Source organism: Novosphingobium sp. AAP83 (genome assembly GCF_001295795.1).
Lineage (GTDB): Bacteria > Pseudomonadota > Alphaproteobacteria > Sphingomonadales > Sphingomonadaceae > Novosphingobium.
Genome location: NZ_LJHY01000049.1, coordinates 24,479 through 31,055 on the forward strand (window position 1 = coordinate 24,479; position 6,577 = coordinate 31,055).

Sequence of the window (6,577 nt, forward strand, 5' to 3'; positions counted from 1 at the left end):
GGCCTTCACCGATGCCATTCCGTGGGACCAGCCCGCGACGATGATTGACCTTGAAGGCCGCACGCCGATCATCGGCACGATCCGCGACTGCGCGCTGCATTTTGGCCTGTACAAGGAGCACGCGCGGGGCAACGCGCGCGTGCTGTTGACCGTGCCGATCCACCGCGAAGGCCGCGTCACGCGCACATGGCTGCTCGATCCATCCGAAATCGCCGAACTGGCAGACCGTCTGGCGCGCGAGACGAACTAGTGTTTGGCCGTCCGCGCGGCTTGGGCTTGCGCGGGGTAATCGGTGAACACGCCATCGACGCCTGCTTTGACCAGCGCATCCCACGCCGCAGCACAATTGCCGTGGGCAGCGGGATCAGTGCCGATGCGCAAGGCGGGCGGCAGGAACGCGTTTTCGCAGCGCAGTGTCCATGTGTGAACTTTCAGCCCGGCGGCGTGGGCCATGGCGACAAGCCCGGTCGGCTGAAGCTGCGCATCGACCACCATCGTTGCCTCAACGCCAATCGCATCGACATGCGCCGCCAGCGCCTTGAGCCCGGCAGGCTTTGCCATCGCGGCATATGTCGTGCCCGGACGATCGGCAGGGCCACCCTCGGCTGACATCAACTGCACCAGCCGGATCTTGGTGCGTTTGCGCAAGGCCTCCAGCGGGCCAGCTTCAAAGCTCTGGATGAACACCGGATCGCTGGCATCGCGATAGCCCGCTTTGTCAAGCATCGTCAGCAGCATTGATGCGGTATCGATGCCTTGCGCGGTGAACCAGCCGGGGTGTTTGATCTCGGGGTAAATGCCAATGCGCCGACCCGTCTCGGCCTCCTTGGCTTTGACCAAGGCCAGCACTTCGGCGAAAGTGGGCACCTGATAGAGGCCATCAAAGCGGGTGTTGGCGGGGCGCAGCTTGGGCAGGCGTTCTGTGGCGCGCAGGGTGCGCAGTTCGGCCAGCGTGAAGTCTTCGGTGAACCAGCCGGTCATGGCCTCGCCATCGATCACATGGGTGCGGCGGCGGCTCGCAAATTCGGGGTGATCGGCCACATCGGTCGTGCCCGAAATCTCGTTCTCGTGCCGCGCCACCAGCACGCCATCCTTGGTGGGCACAAGGTCCGGCTCGATAAAATCCGCGCCCGCATCAATCGCGCGCTCATAAGAGGCCAGCGTATGTTCGGGCCGCTCACCGCTCGCGCCGCGATGGCCGATCAGGATTTGCGCGTGGGCGGAAGGGATCATCACGGCGAGCACCAATGCGGCAAGGATTGACGTCTTTATCATAACAGCGCTTGCGCCCAATCGGCTTCCTTATAACCCACCAGCAAGCCGCCGGAATGTTCCACAATCGGGCGTTTGATCACCGAAGGATTCTCCGCCAGCACCGCCGGAGCGCCGCCATCGGCAATCGCCGCTTTCTGCGCATCATCCAGCTTGCGATAGGTGGTCCCCGCCCGGTTCACCACTTTGTCGAGGCCAGCCTGTTCGATCCAGCCAGCGATTTTGACGGGGTCTGCGCCCTGTTTTTTGTAATCATGGAACGTGTAGGCAAGACCGTTGGCGTCAAGCCACGTGCGGGCTTTCTTGACCGTGTCCCATGTTGTGTAGGTTGTAGACAGAAAACTAACCCTTGCCTGCCATGTTGAACGGATGAAATCGGCCATACTTTACCTTAGAGTTTCCTCAGCGGAACAAATCAAGGGCTATGGCCCTGATCGCCAGAAAAACCTTGGGCGAGAGTATGCCGTCCGCATGGGTTGGGCAATCGAATGCGAAATCGCGGATGAGGGGCGCAGCGCATTTCACGGCGCGAATCGCATGGAAGGTGCCGCCCTCCATGATTTTGAGCTGGAGGCGCGCAACGGCCTTCATCGTGGTAAGGTGCTAATCGTCGAAAACATCGACCGCTTAAGCAGGCAAGGTGCAAAAGCCGCTGCTCAACTGATCTGGGCGCTCAACGAACACGGCGTTGACGTGGCCACATATCATGATGGCTATATCTATAAGGCTGGCAACAACGGCGACATGATGGAGTTGTTCTCCGTCATCATCAAGGCCCAGCTCGCCCACGAGGAAAGCGCCACCAAAAGTCGCAGAACGAGGGCCAGTTGGGACAAGCGCCATGCGGACATTGCCAATGGCTCGAAGGAAACCATGGCAGGCCGAGCACCTGCTTGGTTGACGATCCGCGATGGCGAATACCGTGCGGCTTCTGGTCGAGCAGAAATCTTAAATGAAATCTATGATCTATATATCAACGGGATAGGGATTTATAAGATCGTCCAGACCCTGAATGCTCGCAGAGAACCGCCTTGGCCAATAAGGAAAAAGGATGGCGCAGGTGGCTGGTATATGGCCTACGTTCACCGCCTTCTGACCAACCGCGCAGTGCTAGGTGAATACATTACGCTGGAGGGGCAGTGCCTTGCCGCGGACTACTTCCCCCAAGTCATCACCGCTGAAAAATTTGCTCGTGCGCAGGCTGTCCGAGGCAAAAAGGCTAAAACTGGCGGTAGATATTTTAACCGAGCATCCAACTTGCTCAGCGGAATAGTGTTTTGCCAAGAATGCCAAGGAACGGCGTGCTACGAGCACAAAGGCAGTAATTCCTTCACAACCTACAAAGGCAAGGATGGCCGCCTTCGCCATTATCGCCGCAAAACTTATGAGCGCCTCCGCTGTGACAATTTCAGGCGAAAACATGGCTGCGACAACGCCAGCCTGCTTGATTATCGGGTGGTTGAGCGCACAATCCTCGATGAGTTGTTACCCCGTCTAGTCAATAGGCCAGCTGTGGACGGCGCACTGTTGTCTTTGCGCGAGGGCGTAGCCGAACGGGTCCGCCTGAAAGATGCAGACCAAAAGCGCCTCGACAACATCATTGACGCAATCGGCGATGGTGGTGTGAAGGCGTTGATTGAGAGGGCCGCGACTTTGGAGGCCGCACTCGATGAGCACACCAAGAACATTGATGATCTTCGCGCGCAACTTGCCATAGAAGAGGCGAAACCGAGCACCTTTGACGACACAGCATTGATCGAGGGCCTAAGAAATGAACTCGACAGTCCTGACGAGGAAGTTCGGTCTGTAACACGCGGGCGCGTCAACATGACGCTGCGGCGATTGCTCCATCGCATCGAGATCACTCCGTGCGACACGTTCATCGTTTGGCCCGATAAAGACACATGGTGGCGGTTTGATGAGAACGGGGTGCTTTTGGACGGTGAACAGATTTGGCACGCAAGTAGCAAGCCCTTGAATGCTGCTTAGCAGATTGCCCGTCGAAGCCCAGACAAGCCAGTTCTGCTTACGCTTGCTACACTGACACCCCGCCCGCGTTCTTGCGCTTCAGAAGCTCTGACAGCGCAGCAAAATCCAACGCTCCCAGTCTCACTAGTAGTGAGCGGAACGCTTCTGCTCCGCACTTTGATCGACAGGCAGTGGAAAACCCTGTCGATTAACGGTGAATAGACGGAGGAAACGGCAGTGCGGCAAAATCTACGGGACAATTCAGGCAATCTGTTGGGATGGCGGCAGCAGGATGGGCGGCGCATCAACGGTTATACGGCTAAGGGCTTGCCAGTTGGCTGGTATGATACTGGCACAAATTTCACTTACAATATCAACGGTCATCGCGTTGGCACAGGCGATCTGCTCACCTCACTAATCGTGAGTGGGCGTTAGAGCAGCAAAATGCCGGGGAGCAATGCCCGGAAAAAAGGGCAGCCAAACCACAAACCCTCCGCTACAAAAGGGAGGTAAACCTTCGGGCAAACAGTTTGTAAAAGCCGGCTGAGTGGGATTCACTTTTTGTTCTTAAGTCGCTATGGCGAGGCAAAAGTAGGTCCGATCCGATGTCGGAAGATTCAAGGACGAAGGCTAGATGTACAAGGCGTACGGACCAGAAATGACACAGACGACATTAACGGCCAAGACGCATTCGCGTCGAAGAGCGTTATCGGTGGCATCCCTTTTCGCGGGCATCGGTGGGTTTGATTTAGCCTTCGAAAGCTATGGCGCAAAAATCGTCGCACAGTGTGAGATCGATCCATTTTGCCGAGCCGTCTTGAAACGCCATTGGCCCAGTGCATTGCTCCATGGGGATATCCGCAATGTTGAAGCGCACCACTTGAATACTGCAAGTGTATGGACTGCCGGATTCCCATGCCAAGATGTATCGCTTGCTCGTGGCAATCACGGAAGGAGTGGCCTGAAAGGCCACAACACCAGCCTATTTTTTGAACTTGCAAGGTTGCTTGATCAAGGCGGACCAGAAGTCATTGTTCTCGAAAATGTCGTTGGTCTTCTAAATTCACATAAAGGCTCGGATTTTGCGGTCGTGCTTCGTGAGTTGACCATGCGAGGATATGCGGTTGCATGGCGCGTCCTAAATGCACGATACTTCGGTACACCGCAGTCACGATCTCGAGTTTTTATGGTGGCGTGGAAAGATAATCCTCTCAAGGCCCTATCATCTCTTTTTGAGGGGACACGTGGAGCGCGAACTGGATTGGCTCGGACAGGTTTCATTACGCCAACATTTCACAAGGCAACTGGTGCAATCGTTCCTGAGGTCGCCTACTGTGTCGCTGCGACATCTGGGCGACATACTGGAAACGACTGGGCTCGCTCCTACGTTTCGTATGTAGATAAAGTGCGCCGTCCGACTGCTAGCGAAAGCGAGAGACTACAAGGATTCTCCGCGAATTGGACAATTCCACACCCTGATTTCAAATCACCTGCAAGGGGGCTCGATTCGGAGCGATATCACGCCATCGGTAACGCGGTGGCGGTCCCTGTAGTGAAATGGGTTGCAAATAGAATTACTCGAATTGCTGGTGAGAAAGATCATCCGGGTAAACTGCCTAAACTTGATATATGGCACATCGCACCAGATATAGAGCGACGCTCGGAAGATTTGAGCCTTGAGCATATCATGCCGCAAATCGACACTGGAACCTTTTCGTATCGGTGGAAAGGCTGCGGGTTAGCAGTGGGCAATGATATATACGAAGGGTCAACCTCATCAGCGCCCTCAACGATAATCCCATCTAGATTTGTTGACTTGCTCGACGACGAAGTTCCTGATGATCGCTATTTCTTGACCTCCAATGCTGCTGTTGGCATCCTCCGTCGAGCAGACACGGTGGGGCGTACATTGTTCGCTCCAATGCGTAACGCATTGGAAAAGCTGGTGGCTAGCACCAACCTCCATCCCACTGCAGTATGCGGATTGAATGGAGAAGCTATTGCCAAGGCCAGCATTCGTAAGACTCGCGCAGAGCAGCGCCGCCCTCTTGAACGAATTAGCTCAGGCTCCGACCGGTCCATATCCGTCGACGGTTAGCTTCCATTGTGCGCAGGTTCCAAAGGAATTTGAGCCGGGCTCGCTCGTTTGGATTTGGTTAGGAAGTGACAACAATAAAGGTGCAAAAACCGACTGGGTGCAAGGCATTCGAGCGCTAGGCTCTTGCGTTAGTAAGAAGCCCGTCGCGAACAAGCAGTTCGAGATTATTCTCGGAGATATCCTCATTCTCGCCGAGACAATCGAGAAGCGCGATCTTCTTGATTTCTCGCCTTGGACGTATTCTAAAGAGTTAGCTGAAGCCTCAATTATTGGGCTCAATAATTATGCTTCGCAAGTCGTCCAAATGTTGGCAGATCGTGAGTTTGCCACATTGGCCGCTATGATTGCCGAAATGGTGCCTGAAGTAGCCGATGAAGTAATCTTCCGAGTGCCAGAAGCAGCCTCAATTGATCTGGTCCGAGCAGATGGCACTACCGCAAAGGCTGGGCCTCCCCAAGCGCCTCTGAAGTCAGAACTTAAGCCAGATGACGCCATCTTGCAGGAAGCCCGCAAACTTCTACTCGAAGATGGTTGGGGTGGAATTCTCCTTATGGGCGCACCTGGCACAGGAAAGTCATGGTATGCCCGTCAGATCGCTATAAGCCTGACGGATGGGATACGGCACCGTATTCGAGAGGTCCAATTCCATCCATCTTATCAATACGAAGACTTCGTTGAAGGCTACGTGCCCGACGGAAGACAAGGTTTTCGCCTTGCCGACAAACATATGCTTGAGATGGCTGCACTCGCACAGCGCGAGGACGAAATTGTCGCACTAGTTATCGACGAATTTAGCCGAACTGATCCTGCTCGCGTGCTTGGTGAGACGATGACCTATATGGAGCGATCTCTCAGGGGTGTTGAGTTTTTCCTGCCTTCAGGGCGGCAAGCTATAATTCCAAGCAAATTGCTTTTCATAGCCACCATGAATCCCGAAGATCGATCAGTAGACGAGATCGATGCGGCAATGGAGCGTCGGTGGGCCAAAATCACATTAGAACCCGACGTCACAAAATTGCGTGAATTTCTGGCAGAGAATCAATTGCCGATGAAGGTGATCGGCGCGGCTGCAAAATTTTTTGTCGAAATCCAAAAGTATATGGAAATCGGTCATGCATTTTTCCGCAACGTTCGCGACACGGAGAGCCTACAGCGTCTTTGGAATAATCAACTCAGGCACATCTTAGAGCCCGATCCGAAAGTTGTTGAGCAATACCAGCATGTTGTGATTCACACCTC

General features: G+C 54.7%; 6 protein-coding genes. 4 read left to right on the forward strand and 2 right to left on the reverse strand.

Annotated features, from left to right (window positions below; genetic code table 11):
- The first annotated feature begins 40 nt into the window (after positions 1-40).
- Positions 41-250, forward strand: a complete 210-nt coding sequence (locus IP81_RS16655) for a hypothetical protein (protein WP_054109142.1) — start codon at positions 41-43, stop codon at positions 248-250.
- Here IP81_RS16655 and IP81_RS16660 read toward each other — a convergent pair.
- A complete protein-coding gene (locus IP81_RS16660) occupies positions 247-1,275 on the reverse strand; it encodes a glycerophosphodiester phosphodiesterase (protein ID WP_054109132.1) in 1,029 nt (342 codons plus the stop codon). The genes IP81_RS16655 and IP81_RS16660 overlap by 4 nt on opposite strands.
- Positions 1,272-1,655 carry an arsenate reductase gene (locus IP81_RS16665; protein ID WP_082356258.1) on the reverse strand — a complete coding sequence of 128 codons (384 nt, stop codon included), beginning with the start codon at positions 1,653-1,655 and terminating at the stop codon, positions 1,272-1,274. Before IP81_RS16665 ends, IP81_RS16660 begins: the two co-directional genes overlap by 4 nt.
- Here IP81_RS16665 and IP81_RS16670 point away from each other — a divergent pair.
- The 3 genes from IP81_RS16670 to IP81_RS16680 form a co-directional block, all read left to right on the forward strand.
- A complete protein-coding gene (locus IP81_RS16670; RefSeq protein ID WP_054109133.1) occupies positions 1,642-3,261 on the forward strand; it encodes a recombinase family protein in 1,620 nt (539 codons plus the stop codon). The genes IP81_RS16665 and IP81_RS16670 overlap by 14 nt on opposite strands.
- A 637-nt stretch (positions 3,262-3,898) precedes the next feature.
- Positions 3,899-5,338, forward strand: coding sequence for a DNA cytosine methyltransferase (locus tag IP81_RS19885; protein ID WP_082356260.1), 1,440 nt, complete (start codon positions 3,899-3,901; stop codon positions 5,336-5,338).
- Positions 5,289-6,577: McrB family protein (locus IP81_RS16680; protein WP_082356259.1), on the forward strand; the 1,289-nt coding region annotated here is incomplete at its 3' end. The genes IP81_RS19885 and IP81_RS16680, both read left to right, overlap by 50 nt.

Excerpts from the sequence above, each read along its gene's own strand:
- IP81_RS16655 (WP_054109142.1), top strand. The coding sequence starts at position 41 with ATGATTGACCTTGAAGGCCGCACGCCGATCATCGGCACGATCCGCGAC.
- IP81_RS16660 (WP_054109132.1), bottom strand. The coding sequence starts at position 1,275 with ATGATAAAGACGTCAATCCTTGCCGCATTGGTGCTCGCCGTGATGATC.
- IP81_RS16670 (WP_054109133.1), top strand. The coding sequence starts at position 1,642 with ATGAAATCGGCCATACTTTACCTTAGAGTTTCCTCAGCGGAACAAATC.
- IP81_RS16665 (WP_082356258.1), bottom strand. The coding sequence starts at position 1,655 with ATGGCCGATTTCATCCGTTCAACATGGCAGGCAAGGGTTAGTTTTCTG.
- IP81_RS19885 (WP_082356260.1), top strand. The coding sequence starts at position 3,899 with ATGACACAGACGACATTAACGGCCAAGACGCATTCGCGTCGAAGAGCG.